Annotated in this window: 12 protein-coding genes and 1 pseudogene; 12 read left to right on the forward strand and 1 reads right to left on the reverse strand. The window is 38.7% G+C overall.

Features of this window, described 5'->3' with window-relative positions:
* Positions 1 to 1,189: 1,189 nt before the first annotated feature.
* Together ISX59_RS18295 and ISX59_RS18300 are read left to right on the forward strand one after the other, a co-directional pair.
* Entirely contained in the window at positions 1,190 to 1,555 is a 366-nt protein-coding gene (locus ISX59_RS18295; protein WP_032539139.1) for a LytTR family DNA-binding domain-containing protein, read from the forward strand.
* 163 nt (positions 1,556 to 1,718) lie between these two features.
* A complete protein-coding gene (locus tag ISX59_RS18300) occupies positions 1,719 to 3,029 on the forward strand; it encodes a 6-bladed beta-propeller (RefSeq protein ID WP_022011223.1) in 1,311 nt (436 codons plus the stop codon).
* Between the two features lie 677 nt (positions 3,030 to 3,706).
* Here ISX59_RS18300 and ISX59_RS18305 read toward each other — a convergent pair.
* The gene (locus ISX59_RS18305; RefSeq protein ID WP_220576136.1) at positions 3,707 to 7,630 is read right to left on the reverse strand and encodes a two-component regulator propeller domain-containing protein; all 3,924 of its coding nucleotides are present in this window, start codon (positions 7,628 to 7,630) and stop codon (positions 3,707 to 3,709) included.
* A 1,093-nt stretch (positions 7,631 to 8,723) separates the two neighbouring features.
* On the opposite strand from ISX59_RS18305, the gene ISX59_RS18310 reads away from it, so the two are divergent.
* From ISX59_RS18310 to ISX59_RS18360, 10 genes and pseudogenes are all read left to right on the forward strand, one after another.
* Positions 8,724 to 9,578 carry a glycoside hydrolase family 16 protein gene (locus ISX59_RS18310; RefSeq protein ID WP_022011226.1) on the forward strand — a complete coding sequence of 285 codons (855 nt, stop codon included), beginning with the start codon at positions 8,724 to 8,726 and terminating at the stop codon, positions 9,576 to 9,578.
* Positions 9,575 to 9,993 (forward strand): annotated as a pseudogene (locus tag ISX59_RS18315) (beta-galactosidase); the annotation flags it as partial. The gene ISX59_RS18310 and the pseudogene ISX59_RS18315, both read left to right, overlap by 4 nt.
* Before the next feature lie 150 nt (positions 9,994 to 10,143).
* Positions 10,144 to 10,326 (forward strand): hypothetical protein, encoded by a 183-nt coding sequence (locus ISX59_RS18320; RefSeq protein ID WP_005781856.1) that lies wholly within the window; start codon positions 10,144 to 10,146, stop codon positions 10,324 to 10,326.
* 280 nt (positions 10,327 to 10,606) lie between these two features.
* A complete protein-coding gene (locus ISX59_RS18325; RefSeq protein ID WP_032539140.1) occupies positions 10,607 to 13,603 on the forward strand; it encodes a TonB-dependent receptor in 2,997 nt (998 codons plus the stop codon).
* A 20-nt stretch (positions 13,604 to 13,623) separates the two neighbouring features.
* Positions 13,624 to 15,228, forward strand: a complete 1,605-nt coding sequence (locus tag ISX59_RS18330) for a RagB/SusD family nutrient uptake outer membrane protein (protein ID WP_032539141.1) — start codon at positions 13,624 to 13,626, stop codon at positions 15,226 to 15,228.
* 200 nt (positions 15,229 to 15,428) lie between these two features.
* On the forward strand, positions 15,429 to 16,286 hold the full coding sequence (locus ISX59_RS18335; RefSeq protein ID WP_032530930.1) for an AraC family transcriptional regulator: 858 nt from the start codon (positions 15,429 to 15,431) through the stop codon (positions 16,284 to 16,286).
* Between the two features lie 1,105 nt (positions 16,287 to 17,391).
* Entirely contained in the window at positions 17,392 to 18,552 is a 1,161-nt protein-coding gene (locus ISX59_RS18340) for an OmpA family protein (protein WP_005781867.1), read from the forward strand.
* Between the two features lie 343 nt (positions 18,553 to 18,895).
* Positions 18,896 to 19,318: a large-conductance mechanosensitive channel protein MscL gene (gene mscL, locus ISX59_RS18350; protein WP_005781870.1), complete on the forward strand. Its 423-nt coding sequence runs from the start codon at positions 18,896 to 18,898 to the stop codon at positions 19,316 to 19,318.
* 126 nt (positions 19,319 to 19,444) lie between these two features.
* Positions 19,445 to 19,732 (forward strand): HU family DNA-binding protein, encoded by a 288-nt coding sequence (locus ISX59_RS18355; RefSeq protein ID WP_005781872.1) that lies wholly within the window; start codon positions 19,445 to 19,447, stop codon positions 19,730 to 19,732.
* Positions 19,733 to 20,433: 701 nt separating this feature from the next.
* Positions 20,434 to 21,030, forward strand: a complete 597-nt coding sequence (locus ISX59_RS18360) for a DUF3575 domain-containing protein (protein WP_032530970.1) — start codon at positions 20,434 to 20,436, stop codon at positions 21,028 to 21,030.
* Positions 21,031 to 21,045 lie beyond the last annotated feature (15 nt).

The following is a 21,045-nucleotide window of genomic DNA, read 5'->3' on the forward strand; positions in this document are numbered from 1 at the left end:
CATCAAACTGGGAATGGCAGGAAAGAGGAAAGCATGTGGATGGGATGAGAAAATAAGAGATAAAGTCATTGGTATTGAAAAAATATAGAAAATGATAAGATGTTATACTTATTGAGCGTCCGCCCTGTATTAAGGCTTTCCATCTTCTCCTCTCATACGAAAAGTGCATTTCGATCTTCCATCTTCCACCTTTTTTGAGATTACCGATTGATTATCTGTAGTTTAATAGGGTGGAAGATACCGTTTTAAGGCCATTTATCTTCCACCTCTATCTTCCATCTTCCACCCTCTTTTTTAGGAGGGATATTCGTTTTAATGACTTGATATATAAATAGATAATGTTTGTTTTTTAACTGTTTAAGTCTTTAAAAGCATTTTGTATTCCTTGCTATCTTTAGTGGAAATGGTTGTTTCTTTATCTGAGTCCGGGTGTGGGGGCTAATGGGCCCGGGTATGCGGGCTGATGAGCCCGGGCATGTAGGCTGATGAGCCCGGGTATGCGGGCTTAGGTAAAGATACCGTTTGTAATGTAAATGTTCTTATTAATAATGGTTTATGAAACGAATAAAATAGGTTTGCTTCCTTGTAAATGATTCGTCTGATATTTATATTATTCTGACATTCTTTATATGTAGTATAGGTGGCGTAGGAAAAAGGTTCTAGTAAATATTTAGGCTTTATGAACCTCTTGAATTAAAGGATTTATTGGAGGGTGTCCTTCAGGACAATATATTTCTTTGCCCGATAAAAGCGAAGCGGGTTGACCAAACTGAAAGATAATTTGCATGAAATGATAATAATGTTCTCTTAATAGGTAAACTGAAGACAATCCTGTAGTGGCCCTATCAGAGCAATAAACTAATTAATTATTGAATTTGAGAATCAGACATAAAGAAATTGGATATTGTCTGTTTGGAGAGCAAGTCGAATGCGAATTTCAGGACTCATTTGTGGCGGGATTTTGGTGAATAAAAGCTGATATCAGGCTGAAAAAAGGAAATTAACCCCTATAAAAGATCTGTGATTGTCCGGTCGTTTTAGATTGTTGTATGTGTATTTTGCTTATATATAGGCGTCTAACCCTTAAAAAATTGTCCGGGTCTATAACTTGCGAATTTGTTTACCATGATTTAACTTTGAACCAAGGAGGGAGGCCTCTTTTGAGTTATATAATTTAAAACTGTTAGTCATGGATAAAATCAAGTTTGGAGAAGGTAAGATAACGTTTTCATATAAGAAATCGTATGGGGATTGTTTGTATCAGGATTTGATCGCCGTGGAATATGGCAAGCCTTATTGTATGATACAAATAGAAGGAAGAGGTAGTATTCTGTTTTTAATAAGTTTGCATGATGTTCTGGAAAAATTGCCTGCAAATTTTCTTCTGATAAATAGGGGAATAATAGTAAATATAGAACATGTTATGGATCTTGTATGTCTGGATGGAGTATATCATGTAAAGATGGATAATAATAAAATCTATAGGATTAGCACTCGTAAAGTGGCTATACTCAAAAGGACCCTTATGGCAAAAAGTGACACGATCCAAGTTTAGTCTTTAGAAGAATATATAGAAGAAAAATACCAAAAAGTTTTATATACTACGAAAATGTAGTATATTGTAGCCGTGAAAGTATCATGCAGGGAGATACTCGTTTCTAATATGGGGCAAGTGGGATCCTTATGCACAAACAATAAATCTTAATTCGATTGTGGCTATGAAACACATGTTCTTATTATTGATCGGTGTATTTGTATTATTGGGATGCAGTTCCAATAAGAAGCAAGAGCCTATCTCCAAGTCAGGAATACCTGTCATTAATCTTTCTGAGGATGTATCGACTGTACCTTCACTTCTTTTGAGTGAGGTGGCGGAGAAATTGGAAATCGTTCCTTTGGAAATGACAGATCAATCTATGTTAGGTGAAATAAGACGAATACAAGCGACAGAACATGATATATGGATTCATGATTTTAATAAATTTTATATTTATCGTTTTTCCCAAACGGGGAAATTTTTGAATAGAATTGGCAGTATAGGGCAAGCTCCAGGAGAATATGTCAATTTTTCAACCTTTCTCGTTGATGAATATAAAAAGGAGGTCTATATTATTTCTAATAACAATGGTATTTTGGTATATAATTTCAAGGGAGAGTTTAAAAAGAAAATAGTTGATCAGCAGACAATCAATAATCTATTCTCATCTGTATATAGTCAATATATCTTATATAATGGAAATTTCTTTGCTGCTCAGAATATAGCTTTATATAAATTAATAGATAAAGATTCATTGTGGTCTTTTGCTTTTTTGGACACGGCTTTTCAAGAAAAAAAATTATTTAAGAATCCAGCACATATGGGTAGAGAAGAGCAAATTATAGCTAACTGTGTCGATAAAGGTAGAATGATTAATCTTTGGATGGAATATCAAACCAGTATAGACACTTACAATAATCAACTTACCCTTAAATATCCAGATACTGATACAATTTATTACTATGACGATGCGACGAATGACCTCTTGCCTCAATATGTAATTTGTACAAGAGAAGAGAAAGGAGACTATGAGGTTACTCATTTATGGTTTAAAGATAGAAAGGCTTTCGATTATTTTTCGATCAAGTCCTACTATCCGACTAAAGATTTCATTTATTTGGTGGGTAGTAAAGGAGAGGAGGTATATACCTATTGCTATAATAAAGAAGATGGAAGCGTCAGATTGCAGAAACGACAAAGCGCAATAACCGAGCGTGATGTGCCCTGGTTCAGCTTTCCTTTGCGCCAAATGAAACGTGATTTTGTGTTAGATAATGATTTAGGTGGAGGTGATTTTACTGTTGACAGCCGTTCTTCCGGTAAATACTGGATAGATATATTAGAACCCGGTGGTGATGAAAACTGGATTGATATCGACCAAATAAAATCAACTACTGTAATAGATGAATCCAAGAAAAAGGAGCTAATCCGAGTTCTGGAAAGTGTGACTGAGGATAGCAATCCGATTTTGATGATTGCAACTTTAAAATAGAAGAATTATTATTGAGAAGTTAGGGTACTTGTATTCAACTTTTTATTCATTAAATAGGTAGTATAAATGAAGCCGATTTTTTATTCATATTTCTGCTTAAATATAAATAGGTATGGATAAAGTTCGATTAGTTTTGTATTGGGGTATATTGGCGTATCTGATGGGTTGCTCTTCTCTCTATTCAGAGAAAATAGATTTATTAGTTTAGATGCCATCTGATTGTCCGATTGTTGAGATGACAAGTGTTTTAGATAGAGAGGATTCTATCTCAGTGGAGGAATTGGTAGATAGCATTTCGTATGTCCTGTTGGATAATTTTGTGAAATTGCCGGTTCGTGCAAGTATACTTGGTACGGCGGTAACATAGTTTCACTTATCAATCAGATGGGAGCATGTTGGTTTGGAATAATGGGGGAACTGTCCCCCCCCCTAACAGGGTGTATTTCTCTCATTTTAGCAGTTAAACCATATTTGCGGGGGAATATCTAAAGACACAAAAAAGCCAACTGATTTATTACGAGTTAGTTAGCTTTTCTGTAGTTATTGGGGGATATCTCTAATTAATGTATAATGTATTAAGTAACATATACTCTTTATTCTTCAAAAAAAAGAGTATATGTTTTTATTTAAAATTTTATGTGCCAATTGTTCGTATATTGTAGTTTATATAGTTTTACTTATTTTATACGATTTTCTTCTCTAAATTGTTTCGGAGTCACTCCTTTCATTTGTTTGAATGTTGAACTAAAATATCGGGGGTAAGTGAAGCCTACTTCACTGGCAATTTCATTTATATTTAAATTTGTATTAATAAGCAATGATATTGCTTCTTCAATTCGTAATCTATTTATATAGTCATTTACACCTAATCCTGTTATAATCTTTATCTTGCTGTATAATGAAGATCGACTTATTGTCATGGCGTCTGCTAATGTTTGGACGGAAAACTCCTCTTCAGATAAATGTTCATGTATAATTGCATTTATCTTTTTCATAAAATCCTCATCGGCTTTACTATTTGTTGAAGTCTGGAGGGAAATTGTCTGGTTCGTAGTAATGTATTGACTGTGTATTTTTTCTCTATTTTGAAAGATGTTTCCAATGACGGCCTTTAGAGAGTCTATATCAAACGGTTTGGGAATGTAAGCATCAGCTCCAGATTTATATCCAGTTGTTATTCCTGTATGGTCATAACGTGCTGTTAAGAGTATTACGGGGATATGGCTTATCTGGATGTCATTTTTTATTTGACGGCATAATTCAAAACCGTTCATTTGGGGCATCATAACGTCACTGACAATGACAGATGGCTGTTTCTCTCTGCATATTTCTAACGCTGAGATAGCGTTGTCTGCTGCATAAACTTTCTTAAAAAACTCTGTTAAAGATTCTATTAGGTATTCCCTTAATTCCTTTTCATCCTCTACGATAAGTATAGTCTTTTCGGTGCAATCGAAATGTGAATCTTGTATTATGTCAGTAAGGGGAGATTCTTGTAGTTGTAGCCTTGTGGATTCTTCTTTTTCATTTGTATTAAGAAACGGCAACTCTAAATAGAATGTAGCTCCTTTGTTGATGTTATTATGTGCCCCAATATTTCCTCCATGCATTTCCATGATTATTTTGGCATAATATAATCCGAATCCACTCCCTTTTTCCTTGTGATTGCCTTTATAAAATCGTGTGAAAAGATTTGCCATATCCGAATCTTGTATACCGGTTCCTTCATCTATAACTGATATTCTGAACTTGTCTTCAAATCTTTGTGTGCATACTGTTATACAACTATCAGCCATGCTGAATTTCAGTGCATTCATTAGCAAGTTTGATAGTACAGTATGGCACTTTTGTCTGTCAAACCATACCTCCTCTATATTGGGGTCTAGTTGCAATTTTATATATATTCCTTTTTCTTTTGCTTCATCAGCAAAATATTTGATAATGTCGGTTAGCCATTCATTTAATTTATTTCTTTGTATTTTCAATTTACTATAGCTTGCTTCTAGGCTATTCCAGTCCAGCACCATGTCCACTATTTCCCTCATATGTTGCGCTTGATTGAATATCGATTGTAATTGTGGTATCAGATATTGAGGCAGGTCTTGTGACCTACTTTTTTCTATTAGGCGTTTTAGCGGGGAATAAATTAATGTCAAAGGAGTACGTAATTCATGGTTTATGTGGATAAGGAAATCTATCTTCTTTTCATTAAGATATTGCCTGTATTCTTTTAATCTTTTTTGTATTCTAATTTCTTTTCTTGTATTAAAAATAAACATTCCTGCAATGACTCCCCCTGCGATGCAAATGCAACATAATACAACAAACCAGTTCGTTTTATACCATGGTGGGGTGACATGGATATCTGTGAGATGGATGGGGGTGGTATAGTTTCCATCTTTTGTCATACATGCTACTTCAATGTGATATTTACCTGGAGCCAAATTGGACAGCTCCAGCATCGGATTATATGATTCAATACTCTTATAAACATCTCCGTTTATGATGTATCGGAATGGAACGCGCTGGAAAATATCTTTGTTTTTAATATATATACGTAGTACCAGTGTATTATATTTCCATGGAATCTTTATATTTTGGATATCTATCTCGGATGTTTGTGGCTGTCCGTTTAGTTCTATACTATATAGCTCTATTTCAGGGTATGGCTCATTAGGGTTCGGGGTATTTGTGTTAATTCGGACCAATCCTTCTATGCCGCCGAAATAAAGATATCGATTATTTTTTTCAGTCCGTTGTTGATAAGTAAATATTATTTCATTGGGATGGAATCCGTCGCTTCTGTTCCATTGAATAAACTTGTTTTCTTTTATACAATAGGAAAACAGATGGTTTTGTGCACAAATCCATATCCTCTCTGAAGATAGGTCATAGTGGAGCGCAGTAATGTCACTGAATAGCTGTGACCCAATTTTAAAATATTTTCTTTCTTTTATGTTGTAATATCCCATTCCTGCTGTTGTTCCCACCCATATTTTATTTTTCCCGTCATAATCAACTGCAGTGATGACTTCTTTTTTGTCTATTTGGAAAAGAAGTTTGATACTGTCATTTTTGTTAGTAATCTGGAATACTTTGTTCCCACTCATTGTCAGAGATATCCTTTCATCAGAATATGCCATGACTGAGGTTGGCAGTTGATAATTCTTATCAGTTTTGATCGGAGAGAATTTTTTATTATTTATATCATATACCCATATATCCTTGCTTAGTATATATATTTTATCGTTTGTCACCCGATGGGCGCGTGGAATATATCCGTAAAAGCACTGCCTGAAATTAATACTGTCGTTTTTTATCAAAAACGGTCGATAAAGCCCCGTATGCTTTTCGAATAAAAAAATTCCCTTTGTGTAAACAGATACCATTAGTTCTTTTTCTGATACTGGGGCTATAGAAACCACCTTATCTCCATAAGTAGACGGGAAATGCTTGAAACTTCCTGACTGAGGATCATACAGGTTTATTCCACCCCCGTCCGTACCAATCCACAGTTTTCCATTAGGCTCTTCGTAAAAACTCGTCACTGATTTCTCGCTCAATCCGTTAATATATCCTAAGGGGGAGTCCTTATAGGTACGTATATAACTTTCTTTGATGTTGAAAACTCCTCCTCTAACACTTCCAGCCCATAAAGATCCATTGTCATCCTCGTATAATATAGTAATAGAGTTTACAGGGAGTGAATTTTCATCTCCAGCAATATGGTAAAAATTCGAGAATTTTTCATTCGACAGTTTTAAACGATTGATTCCCCCACCATCAGTGGCTAACCATAGATATCCTTTTTTTTCTATTATATCCAATACATAATTGTTTGTTAATCCAGAGTTTTCGCTTGTATACTGTTTTATAAGTTTTCCTGTTCTTTCATAACAAAATAGTCCTTCTCCCCAGAAGGATAAATATATACATCCGTTTGAAGACAGACATGCCCCTTGCAAAATATTGTTTGAGCAAGAGAAAAAATGTCGTAGCTGCATAGTCTGGTGGTTTAATATGTATATCCCATCTCTTCTGGTGGCAATTAGTACCTCCTTTTCAGAAAAGGCTATAATTCTCTGTACTCTATATTTTGTAGTATCATTGTCTGTATCCCCCTGTGGGTTGATACAAACAGATTTGAAAGAGCGCTTTTGATAGTCATATTTGTATATTCGATTCTCGCTTCCAAAAAGTATTCCCCCTTTTACACATAAAGAGGAGTAAATTATATTCTGGTTAATGGGAATGAAAATTCCGTGTTTTTCATCATATGTCACCATACCTTGTCTGGTGGATATCCATATATTATTAAGAGAATCCTGGGTTAGATGTATAATGTCATTATTGGGTAAAGAATATCTGTCGTTGGAGAGTTTTTTGAATACTTTTAAATTTTGTCCAGTATAAAAGTTCAAACCATTTTTGGTTCCTATCCATAATTTCCCTTTTTTATCTAACAGTATGGATTGAACGGTGGACTGAGATAATCCTTCCGCAATGGAAATAGACGTAAACTGGTAGTTTATGTCATGACCTAAAATTGAGAATGTATTGATAAATGTCAATATTATAAATAGGGTAAATGTTCTGTACATTTTTACTTTTTGTGATATTTTAAGTTCGTTTTTTGTTTATAAACAGCATTTGAATAAGAAATGTTCATTAATTCTTTATACTAAGTAAAAAATATGGTATTGGATAATGCATAATTCTTTCTACATGATTTTTCTCTCTCTGTACCTAATATTTATAGGAATCAACTATTGGGGATTAGTTTGCAAAAGAAGACGTATGTTTCTTTTATGTTGGATAAAGTTTCAGCCAAGATTCTGCTGTTAAAGTTGATGGCATAGTTTTCTTTATACACTACATGCTGTTTTACTGGGAATATGACTCATAAATAAAAGGAATGGGCGTGCGTTATGCTGATGACGACGGCTCGGCCGCTTTCAGCATTCTTGATGTATCAGCATCTTATTTAAGGATAATTTAAAACGTGTAGGTGGTATTAACTATGATATTTTTTGAGGATATCATTAGAGAGCGTTATTAAAGAATCGTAAACCTGATTGTTTTTTGTAGACTGTAGAATAATGCTGTTTTACTAATTGGTTGTTGGCGTATAGTATGGTTTGGGAAATAGGAGTGTTTTATTGCCTATTTCTGGTGTTGGTTAGTCCAGATATCTCATTGATGTTGTTTGGTGATACTGTGTTAATTAGCGGTAAGCTTAAGCAGAGAGTCCTTGATATCTACAAAATATCTCTTCAAAAGCAATATGTAGGGGATGGAATTAGTGTTAGATTTTTGTCGCTTCTGTATTGAAGCGTTTTTTATGTTTTTGGATGTTATAGGAGTTTTTTTAAATGATTTCTGACTGTTTTTGGATTTATGCACATTTCCTTTGCATCCATAAATAATCCTAAATTAATATATATGATTTTATTTACTCTTTGTGATGTTTTGGGGGTGGATATTTGGATGTCTCTTGTTGATGGACGTTTTAAATATGAACTTAAAAAAGTATGAAAAATAATTTTATTTGTTTTTTTCTTCTGTGCTCCTTGGTGGATGGCCTTCGAACTGGGATGACGGTGATGTCCTGCTGCGAAAGTCTGATGAGAAAAATAACAAGTGACATGCTTTATAGAAAAAATAGAGTTTATAATCTTTTCAAAATATAATTATATGAGACGAATCTTATATTATTTGCTATTTATTGCGGGTGGAATTGCTACCCATGTATGTGCTGGAGAAAAAGTAAAAGTCGGATCGAGTACATTGGACAATGTCTTATTTGTAGACGGTTTTGACGGGAGTTCCGTCGTACCTGATACGGCGGTATGGAAACTCTGCACGTACGCCCACAATGCCTGGTCACAGCATTTCAAGGCCGTGGATGGGTATGAAAATGTAAGAGTGGAAAATGGTTATTTGAAGTTGAGAGCCTGTAAAGATAATGGGATTTATAAAAATGGTGGGGTGTTTTCCAAAATAGGTTTTCCCTGTGATACCCGTTTAGAGGTTAAGGCTAGATTAACAGGGTTGGTTCGTGGTGGATTTCCCGCAATCTGGCAAATGCCCATAGGAGCACCGGAATGGCCCAGAGGGGGAGAAATAGATCTTATGGAATGGGTTCAAGGCACTCCCATGCAGATCTATCAGACGGTACATACTTATTATATAAATGGAGAAAGCGGTTCTGCGGGGGTAACCAACAAGAATCCTGACAAAAATTTTGATGTGACTGAGGATCATATATATGCAGTGGAGCGGACTGAAAAGGAACTTATATTCTATGTCGACGGCAAAGAGACCTGGAGATATGAGAACCAATATTTGGATAAGGAGAAATTACAGTATCCGTTTTGTGAGTACACTTTCAATATAATTCTGAACTTCTCGTTGGGAGGCGATTTGAACGGTAGGGTGACATGGCCGGGAGAAATTCACGATGAAGATTTGCCGGGAGAGATGTGGGTCGATTGGGTACGTGTTGTGTCGTTGAACAATAACAAACAGTCCGATACGACCAATCAATAAATATCACTTGTCGCAAGGCGATATTAAAGCTGGTCAGTGGAAATAACATGTGTCATTACACCCATATTCCACACCAATATTGGCGCCACCGTTTGCAGATGATGAAAGGAATGGGGTTTAATATCGTGGTGGCTTATATCTTTTGGAATCTCCACGAGATTGAACCTGGAAAATAGGATTTTCCGGAGATAAGAATCTGGTGGAATATATAAGGATCGCTGGAGAGGAAGGGAGGAGGGGCATTCTTCGTTCCGTATCTTATGTCTGTGCCGAGTGGGAGTTGAGCGGTTATCCGTGGTAGCTGCGGAAGATACCTGGTATGGAAATAAGGAGGGATAACACGGGATTTCTGAAACATACGAAAAGATATATCTGTGGTCTGTATCAAGAAATGGGCTACTTACAATGTGCAAAAGTTACTCATTTGTGGTATTGATTAAATAAGGAAGTTGTTTGTAATTACTTTTCATAGATGTGCGTATTGATAAGCATGAGGTCTGAATTGATAAGCTTTATCTTGTGTGATTGTTGGATATTTGTAGAAATAATAAATATTAGAATTATAATGCACGAAAATAATAAAGTTCATAAACTGACCGCTGCCAATAGTTGTCCGATAGCTCATAACCAGAACAGTCAAACAGTAGCCAGTGACACTGATTCATTCGGTGTAAGTATCGGTGTGCTGACAAGAGTACCTCCGTCATGTTGTACGATGATATCGGTGATTCTTACTCTGCTTAAATAAAGGCGACAGCCATATTTTGCTGTATAAATGGAAAGGTCTTTTTCATAACTTGTGATGCTTCCCTCACAGTATCTCGGAGGCGGGTAAACGACTTCATATAAAAGTAATGGCTTCGATTAATGACAAAGAAGTTAACCGTATGGAGAAGGAGTATGCAACGGATGTAAATTTCCTTATTGAGAGTTTTAATGTGTCAACCAAGGAGATATAATATAGGAGAATGTAATTTATGTATTGAAATTTTGTAATGCCTAAGAGCGTTTTTTTAATTAATTAACTTATGAATGCACTTCAAAAAACAGCGGGGGCAATTCTGTCGCTTTCGCTTTTGTGTGGGATGCAGGTTTATGCGTTCCCTGATCCCTCTTCTTCGGGGGGACAAATTGTACAACAGAATGATATCTGCCATGGGGTTGTCAAGGATTCCAATGGTGAAAGTATTATCGGAGCATCCGTGTTGGCTAAAGGAACAACTAACGGTGTTATTACGGGGCTCGATGGTGATTTTTCCTTGAAGAATGTAAAAAAGGGGGATACCATTGTTATTTCTTATGTAGGTTATCAGGCTAAGGAGATTTCTTGGACAGGGGGATCTTTGAATGTTGTTCTGAAGGAAGATACTGAAATATTGGATGAAGTGGTTGTAATTGGCTATGGTGTGGTAAGAAAAGCGGATATGGCAGGTTCCGTTGCCGTACTGGATAATAAGAATTTTAAAGATCAGCCGATAACTCAGGTTGCAGATGCTCTTCAGGGGCGTGTCAGTGGTGTTCATGTAGAGAACAGTGGTGTCCCTGGCGGAAGTGTGAAGATTCGTGTCCGCGGTGCGAACTCTATCAGTAAAAGCAATGATCCTTTGTATGTGGTCGATGGAATTGTCCGGGAAAGTGGTTTGGATGGTATCAATCCTGAGGATATCCGTTCCATGCAGGTTCTTAAGGATGCTTCATCTACGGCCATATATGGTTCCAGAGGTTCGAACGGGGTTGTTCTGATCACCACTAAAAGTGGTAAGGCTGGTGTGCGAGAAATTATGTTTGATGCATCAGTGGGCATTTCCAATGTTTATAAGAAATATGACATTTTGGGATCTTACGATTATGCTCTGGCATTGAAGGAGGTCAAGGGTATCGATTTTTCGGATGAGGAAATGCAATCCTATAAGAATGGTTCAGCCGGTATCGACTGGCAGGATGAGGTATTTCGGACCGGGATTACCCAAAATTATAAATTGGCTGTATCCAATGGTAGTGAGAAGACCCAATATTATATTTCTGCCAATTATATGAGTCAGGAAGGTGTGGTCATTGAGTCGAAGAACGAACGTTATCAGGCTAAGGTAAACATCTCCTCACAACTTGCAGACAGGTTGCATATTACGGCCGATGTCAATGCTTCCCATGGTATTCGTCATGGTGGTTCTTTTGCATCAAGCAAGGACAATCCGATATGGATTGCTTTGAATTATTCGCCGACAATGGCAATGATGGCCGAAAATGGGAACTATAATACCGATACTTATAATTCCATAGCTTCCAACCCGGTTGGTATCCTAAAGTTACAATCGGGAGAAACAATGACCAACGTTTTCAACGGACGTGTGGATTTACGTTTCGATGTAATGAAAGGGTTAACATTCACAACAACCAATGGAGTGGACTATTATGACGAGAAAAACTATAGTTTCAGTTCTAAAAGGGTAGGTACCAAGAGTGGAATGGGTAATAATGATATTTACCGCCTGATGTTGCAAAGCTCTAACAATCTGACATATACAGGTTCCTGGAACGACCACCATTTAACAGCTACGGCCGTATATGAAGTGACCTCGTCCGAAACCAGGACTATTGGTATAACGGGTAATAACCTGCTGACCGAAGGTGTGGGCTGGTGGAATGTGAGTATGGCTTCCTCTCGTGATGCAAACAACGGTTACAACCAATGGGCGCTGATGTCTGGAGTCGTCCGCGTCATATATAATTACAGAGATCGGTATATGTTGACTGGTACATTCCGTGCCGACGGCTCCTCTCGCTTCGCCAAGAAGAAATGGGGGTGCTTCCCTTCTATTGCCGCAGCTTGGACGTTGAGCAATGAGGATTTTATGAAGAACGTTTCTACGGTTCAGGATATTAAACTTCGCGCAAGCTATGGTATTGTGGGTAGTCAAGCCATCAGTCCTTATGCGACTATGGGGCTTATGAGTGCTACTGCATACAATTTCGGGACAACCAGTAATTTTACCGGTTATTGGGCAAATGACATAGCGACTCCGGACCTTACGTGGGAGAAGACCAAACAGTTCGACCTAGGGGTGGAGTTTTCTTTGTTTGACAGAAGATTGAATTTCAGTGTGGACTATTTCTACAAGCGCACTACTGATGCGTTACTCAAAAGAAGTATCCCCGGATATGTCGGCGGTAACTCTTTCTGGGTGAATGACGGTGAGATCAGTAATCGTGGTATTGATTTGAGCGTGACCGCCCGAATCATACAGAATGATCAATTCCAATGGTCCTCCACCTTGAATGGCACTTATTTGAAGAACCGTGTAGAACGTCTTTCCGGCGGTGAGAATGATTTTATTAACGGATCCAGTCCGGCTTCCGGTATGGTCGATTATGCTACTATCATCAAGCCGGGTGAGGCTATTGGCACTTTCTGGGGTTATGAATGGACCGGTTTGGATGAAAAAGGACATGATACTTACAAGGATGTAGATGACAATAAGACGATAGATGGTGGAGACCGCAAAGCTATCGGTAAGGCTACTCCTGATTTTACTTTGGGATGGAATAATTCTTTGTCTTACAAAAATTGGGATCTGAACTTGTTTTTTAACAGTTCTTTCGGAGCCAAACGTTTGAATCTTGTAAGATACACAATGGCGTCTGCTGAAGGAAACTCCCGCTTCGTGACCTTGGCAGATGCTTATTTGAAGGGGTTTGACAAGGTAGGTTTGTCAGCAATTTATCCGAGTCTGACCGCAGGTGGCAATAATTTGCAGCCTGTCTCAACCAAATGGTTGGAGAACGCAGATTTTCTACGTCTGGAAAATATAAGCCTTTCATATACCTTCCCCAAGAAGGCAACGGGCTTTGCTGATTTGCGGCTTACTTTTAGTTGTCAAAATCTATTTACGATAACTGGGTATAAAGGAATGGATCCTGCCGGTACCACATTCTCAAACAATAGTGTTGATGTGGATGCAGGTATTGATATGGGTGCCTATCCGTCCCCGAGAACATTCACTTTCGGTCTCCGGATGAATTTTTAAATCTAAAAATGAGATACTTTATGAATATTAGAATAATTGTAGGCAGCATGCTTACCTTATCATTGTTATTATTATCATGTAGTGATTTTTTAACAGAGAAACCCAGAGGTACACTGACTCCTAAAAATTTTTTTTCAACACAGGATGAGTTGAACATGAGTGTATATGCCCTTTATCAGAAGGTTAATGCTTCTCAGATATATGCAAATATGCAATTACCTCAGTGGCAGGGGGATGATATAACAACTAACCCGGGGAGTAACAAGCAGCCGGCCGCTGAAATGGATAAATTTGCAGCAGTAAATAATAATAAGGGAGTGAAAGATGCATGGAACATGCACTACGCTATTGTAAAGGCTGCTAATTTAATTATACAAGGGGCATCGAAAACACCTACCACGCAGGATGAAATAAATATTGCTTTGGGACAAGCGAAGTATTGGAGGGCATATGCTTATTTTACTCTTGTACGTCTTTGGGGAGCATTGCCGATGAATCTGGACAATGTTAATGACGATTATACCAAGCCCCTAACACCAGTGGAAGAAGTATATGGACAAATTATACAGGACCTGACCGAAGCCGAGGCCATATTGCCTACAGTGTATAGTGCAGCTCCTCGCTTTATGAATGGTGTAAACGTGTATGTAACCCGACAAGCTGTAAAGTCAACTTTGGCAGCAGTATATATGGCTATGGCCGGTTGGCCCATGAATAAAACGGAATACTATGCAAAGGCTGCTGAAAAGGCAAAGGAGGTCATTGACGGGGTGAACAAAGGTGAATATGAGTACAAGCTCGATAAGGATTACAAAGATGTGTATGCCATGAGCAATAATTATAACTTGGAAACAGTACTCGGTATAAACTATTCTCCATTCGTGGATTGGACTCAGGATTCGGAACTCACCTCCTGTAACCAGTTTGAATCGCTGGGTGGCTGGGGAGACGCTTGGGGGGAAATTCGTTTCTGGAAGGAGTTTCCTGACGGTCCGAGAAAAGATGCGACCTATGATCCCAAGATTCGTCTGAAAGACGGAACCTTGGTTGACTGGTGGGAGTTAAAGGAGGATGGTACCCCCGTCGTTCCGGAACACCACCCAATGTTCAGTATATTCTCCGTAAACTGGGATCCTGCGTTAAAGGTGAATACTGATGCCCCGTATGACTATACAAAGCCGGCCAGTCAGAACATGTGCAATGATCATCGGCATAGAATCATTCGTTATTCGGAGGTTTTGTTGTGGTATGCGGAAGCCAAGGCCAGGACGGGTCAGACAGATGAGTTGGCATTTAAGTGTCTGAATGATGTCCGTGGGCGTGCCGGACTGGGAGCACTGAATGGACTTTCTGCTTATGAACTTGCCGAAGCAGCTTATAAGGAACATGGCTGGGAGGTGGCAGGTTACTGGGTGGCTCTCGTCACACGTCGTGCAGATCAGTTCCGTATGAATAAGCTGAAGGACACTTTTGAGGAAAGAGTGGCCAACGAGTACGTAGAAGTCGGTAATGGCGTTAAGGTGAAAGAAGCAGTGGAATATCCGAATAAAGTGTGGAATGACGGCCTGATGTACCTTCCATATCCCGATACTGATTCTCAAAAGAATCCGAATCTGACAAGATAATTTTTTTATTTTTAGTTAAGAGGACGTCCGTCAATCAGTTCAGTGATTGACGGGTGCTTCTCACTGATTTTTTTAATGTATATTTTTTGTACTTATATTGTGGGTTGTAATACTAATTAGACAATGAAATAGGTATTTGTTGTATAAATGTCTGATAATTAGAGAAATAATATTGAGCTCCAATAAGAAGAGAATAAACTATGAAACTTTTTTATTTGAACGAACACAAGTCTTGTTACAATTATGCGAGATGTGTGCAAGAGGGGTTCCAGTACTATATATTTGATGAGGGGCTGGAACACGAGGAAGAGTTACAGAATGACTGCATACTGTTTGTGCTGAAGGGAAGCCTTCGCCTTTCGTGTAACGAATTCCAATTTACGATTTCAGAGGGGAAAATGGTCTTTGTTTGTCGTGAGAGTCTGTTCAGCACTTACTCGTTGGAAAAATGTGAGGTTGTGGTTGCCCTGTTCGAGGGCGGTATTTGGCCTTGTCAGAAGGTCTCCTTTTCAGAACTGTTCCATTTGAGGGATGTTATCGAATATCGTATGGAACCTCTTGAGATTAAGGACCGATTATACAGATTTCTTGAACTCCTTGAGTGTTATCTGAAAGATGGGGCGAACTGTATCCATTTTCATGAGATAAAAATTAAGGAGCTTTTCTGGAGTATGCGTTTTTACTATTCTAAGAAGGAATTGGCAGGTTTCTTCTACATGATTATAGGTCGCTCTCAGGACTTTAGAAACAAGGTCCTGAATAATTACAAAAGGTGTAAAACAGTGAAAGAACTGGCATCGACCTGCGGGATTTCCCTGTCCGCTTTCAAGAGACAGTTTTTGGCAGAATTCGGGAAAACACCGGCTGTATGGATGGAGGAACAGTTAGTGCGAGAAATCAAGTATAAACTTTCGGTTACAGACATACCACTCGGAAGTATTGTCTATGAACTGAACTTTTCATCTTTAGCGCATTTCTCTAGATTTTGTAAGAGATGCCTGGGATGTTCTCCAAAAGAATGGAGAGAGCAGATAAAAAGTGAGTCGAAAACACCTTAAGTAGATAGTAGTAAGTGATTGGTAAATGATAGAGCCAAAATGAGAATAGTTATGTGTGTTTTTATTATAAAAACTAAAGAATCTATTCGCTCTAATATTTTTTATACCGTCTCAGACGGCGAGTAATCTGAATCTCACACTATCATAAGATTTCTTTTGTGCTTTGGACTTACTTAAAAAGAGGTTACAACAATGAGTATTCTTTATTTTTCGATTGTCTTTTCACTTTTTCTTGTATATTCTGTTTCATATTCCTTTTGGGAATTCCTGCTTACATAACAAGTCGATTAGCGACAATTAAAATAAAATCTGCTATTTTATTAGTATAGAATGATTCAGGTCCTTCAGAAATATCCTTTGTGTGTATTTGTATCTTAAAACTCGGTGATAATAGAAAACTTTGTCAACTCTAAAAGTCAAAGTATACCCGTGTGACTACATCAAACTAATGTTGAAACAATCGGCAAGAAATGTAAAATCACAGAGTTAAGAGAGGTTTTACAGCTCTTAGAGAAAGAGTTAAAAACAGATCTATTGATTAATAGCTTATGAAAAATTATATTTTATCCTGTAAGTGTGGCATGGGTATGGTGTCTTTCTCTAATGATAGCTTAATAGGATTAATGTCAGTAATCTGGCAGGAGCGGATTTAATGTGTGAATGGCGTAATTATTAACGTCAACAGAATATCCTTGTAAATGGAATCTGTAGCTTCACCACCATAATACGCAATATCCACTGTGCCATTGTAGCTGTTTTTCATATCGAAAAACACTTGTAGAGTTTGGGCAACCGAAAATTTAGATTATCGTTATTGCAACTGGTAAATCCTGCTATATAAAAGAATAGTACTGTTATTCTTAACAACAGTTCTTTGATTTTCATTGCACTATTGATTAGTCACTTTCTTTAACTTATTATATAATTCATTGCCTTATTATTAATGCCAAACCGTTGTGTAATTCGACAAAATTCCTAACTAAATATACTTTTTTAGGAATATGATTGTTCCTTAAATCATAATGGTAAAAAAAAGAGCTGAAATGGAAATGGTGGATTTTGCAAAAACACCAATATTTGCAAGACAATTAAAACATAAAGCCTTATGAAGAAAATTTTTGTGAGTTTGTTTTTGGCAGGTATTGTTGTGTGTCATACAAATGCCCAGACTGCTGTAGAAGGTAACAAGTTCCTGGACAATTGGTCCATCGGCATCAGTGCGGGAGGGACAACCCCGTTGACACATTACTCTTTCTTTGGAAACTTGCGCCCAATTACGGGGATAGAATTGAATAAACAATTGACACCGGTTTTCGGTTTCGGCCTGGAGGCAGTTGGGAGTTTTAACACTTCACAAAGCAGGACCGCTTTCGACCGTTCCAATGTCAGTCTGTTGGGGCTGGTGAACCTAAACAATCTCCTTGGAACCTATACGGGAGTTCCCAGACCCTTTGAAATCGAAGCTGTGGCTGGGATTGGATGGTTGCATTATTACATGAACCGGAGAATGGGTTCCGATCAGAACAGCATGTCAACAAAACTGGGACTGAATTTTAATTTCAATCTGGGAGAGAGCAAGGCATGGACATTGGCCCTTAAACCGGCTTTGGTCTATGACATGAACGCTATGGGGGCTGAAGCCGTGCGTTTCCATTCTAAACGGGCCGTATGGGAAATATCTGTTGGACTGAAGTATCATTTGGGGTGTAGCAACGGGAAACATTACTTTACAAAGGTGAAACCCTACGACCAGCAGGAGGTAGATATCCTGAATGAGAAAATCAACGAACTTCATTCACAAGTCGGGAAAAATACCGAAGCGTTGGAGGAAGCAGCCCGGAAAGTGACGGAACTGAAAACTGCGCTGGACAAATGCCGGAATCAAGAGCCGAAAATTGTGAAAGATACCATTGACAACAGCAGGAAGACATTGGAATCCGTCATAACTTTCCGTCAGGGCAGGACAACCGTTGACAACTCCCAACTCCCGAACGTCGAACGTATTGCGACTTATTTAAAGAACCACAAGGAAGCAAGCGTGGTCATCAAAGGATATGCTTCCCCTGAGGGAAGCGTGGAAGTTAACGATCGAATCGCCCGACAAAGAGCGGAGATCGTGAAAAAAATGCTGGTGAACAGGTATGGAATTGCAGAAGAACGGATTGTGGCCGAAGGTCAGGGAGTAGGAAATATGTTTGAGGAGCCTGACTGGAACCGGGTAAGTATCTGTACGATCAACGCGAGAACGGAATCACGCAACCGCTGAATGCTGCCGGGAAATAACTGGGAAAGTGCAGTCACATGAACTGAATGTATTGACTGTATTTAATTCCACATGTAATTTGAAATGTTATGAACAGGTATGTGTTTGAGATGATCGGGGTGTCCGGCTGTCATATAAACCCAGCGATCACGCTGGGTGTGTACTGCTCGGAAGGAAAAGAAGGAAGGTGGCAAATTGGCAGACTTGGCCTCGGGTTGACACTTGTCCTCGTGCATATCGTGTGTATTCATAGTGACAAACAGCGATGATAGAAAGGGGATGACTGGAGAACGCGCTTTTCCTGTCATTCCTCTTTGTTTGATACATTAACAACTAAAATAGAAATATGTCAAGAAGTAGTTTTTTACAAGATTTCAAGGCGTTTGCTATGCGCGGAAACGTGGTAGACATGGCCGTGGGTATAATCATAGGTGGTGCCTTCGGGAAAATAATCTCTTCAATGGTGGCAGATATCATCATGCCCCCGATAGGACTGCTGGTGGGCGGGACCAATTTCTCGGAACTGAGATGGGAGTTGGAGCCTGCCCGGGTGGTCAACGGGGTTGAACGGGCGGCTGTCACGATAAACTATGGAAACTTTATCCAGACCATGCTGGATTTTGTAATTATCGCTTTTGCCATTTTCCTGTTTATCCGCCTGCTTTCCAACCTCAGGCGTAAGAAGGAAGAGGCTCCCTTGCCTCCACCTGCCCCGAGCAATGAGGAAAAGCTACTTTCAGAAATACGTGACCTGATAAAGAAACAATAACTGTTTGTTCAAACGGTATTAACGATATCGGGCAGGGACATGTCTGAAGAACGGACTGCTCCTTGGTGGTGGGGATTTTCCCCTGCTCCTAAACGACAGAAATAGTACGAACATTAAAACTGTAATATGACTAAGGCTGATATTATAAACCGGATCTCCGAAGAGCAGGGGATTGACCGTAAGACTGTTGCCCTGGTAATCGAGGGTTTTATGAAATGCGTGAAGGATGCACTCGGCAGGGGCAGAAGTGTATTCCTGCGCGGGTTCGGTACCTTTTCTTTAAAGAAAAGGGCAGCAAAGAAGGCGCAGAATATCCAACAGCATATAACCATATGCATCCCGACTCGCAAAGTCCCCCATTTTAAACCCTCGGAATCTTTCCTATCTTGCCGGGAAGGAGATAATCGAAAATAGGTCGGTCGGAAATCGCTATCTTTTGTTGTTAGGGGGAGATTTGATATGATACATGGGGTTTTATCAATCACGTTTCACTCCTATTTTCCCGCGCTCGAAAGGTATAGATGCGAATCTTCATTACGGCAGCAATTCCTTATGTATTTGGGGGTTCCAGCAAAATATATTTGGGGAATCTTCCACAAAGGTTAGTAAAACTAATAAAATAGCCTACACATATAGAAATGATAAATAATAGAGCTGAAGTGGAAATAATAAGACGCGTCATAGATCTTAATTTTGCAGCGTGATTAAAAAGAAGAGGATTATGCTGTTTTTGATAGATCATTTAAATATTTCTGATTTTTTAGGAGCGGGAATATAGAATTAAAAATCACACAAAATTTGTTTATGTTATGTGAATGAGTTATGAAATATTTAATACGGAATAGTGCAATACGGATTCGATTTACCTTTACATACAGGACGGTTTTGCCTATTCTGCTTTTGCCAGATCGGCGGAAGGACTTTTTTATACATGTTCTCCATTTGGGAGAAGTATTTTGGCGCGGTCAAGAGTTTGCATCTATTCACTCCATACGCATAAGAAAAGTTTTAGATTTTTTCCCTGGAAGTTGCATTCCCGTTAATGCTTGTTATGTAAAAATAATCCTTGTCTGTCCTCTTTTAATAAACAATGAAAATAAATGAATAATAGTATGATGAAACAGATTTTTCTTCTGGTATTTTTGCTTTGTTCGGTAGGGGCCTTTTCGCAAAAGGTCGCCATTAAGAACAATCTGGCGTATGACGCCTTGAAGACTCCGAACCTCTCCCTTGAGTTCTCAATGGGAAGGAAATGGACGCTTGACACCCAGGTGGGTATGAATTTCTTTTTTTATACGAAAGATGCCACCTCCTCCCGGTATAAGACAAAAAAGCTCAGCCACTGGCTGGTACAGCCCGAGCTCCGTTACTGGACGTGTGACGTTTTCAACGGTTGGTTCTTCGGATTGCATGCGCATGGCGGGCAGATGAACATAGGTGGCATTGACGTGCCTTTCGTCCTCCAAAAAGGGGATGGAAAAATGAAGGACCACCGCTACGAGGGCTATTTCTGGGGAGGCGGGTTGAGTGCTGGTTACCAGTGGGTGATTTCCAACCGTTTCAATATCGAGGCCTCTTTTGGAGTAGGTTATGTGCATACCCGTTATGATAAGTACAAGTGCACGACCTGCGGGAAAAAGGAGGGAAAGGGGGATGCTGACTATATCGGTCCCACCAGAGCGGCAATTTCCATTATTTATATGTTGAAATAGTTGATTTGCGTACCC

The organism is Bacteroides sp. FSHCM14E1, from assembly GCF_019633785.1.
Lineage (GTDB): Bacteria > Bacteroidota > Bacteroidia > Bacteroidales > Bacteroidaceae > Bacteroides > Bacteroides hominis.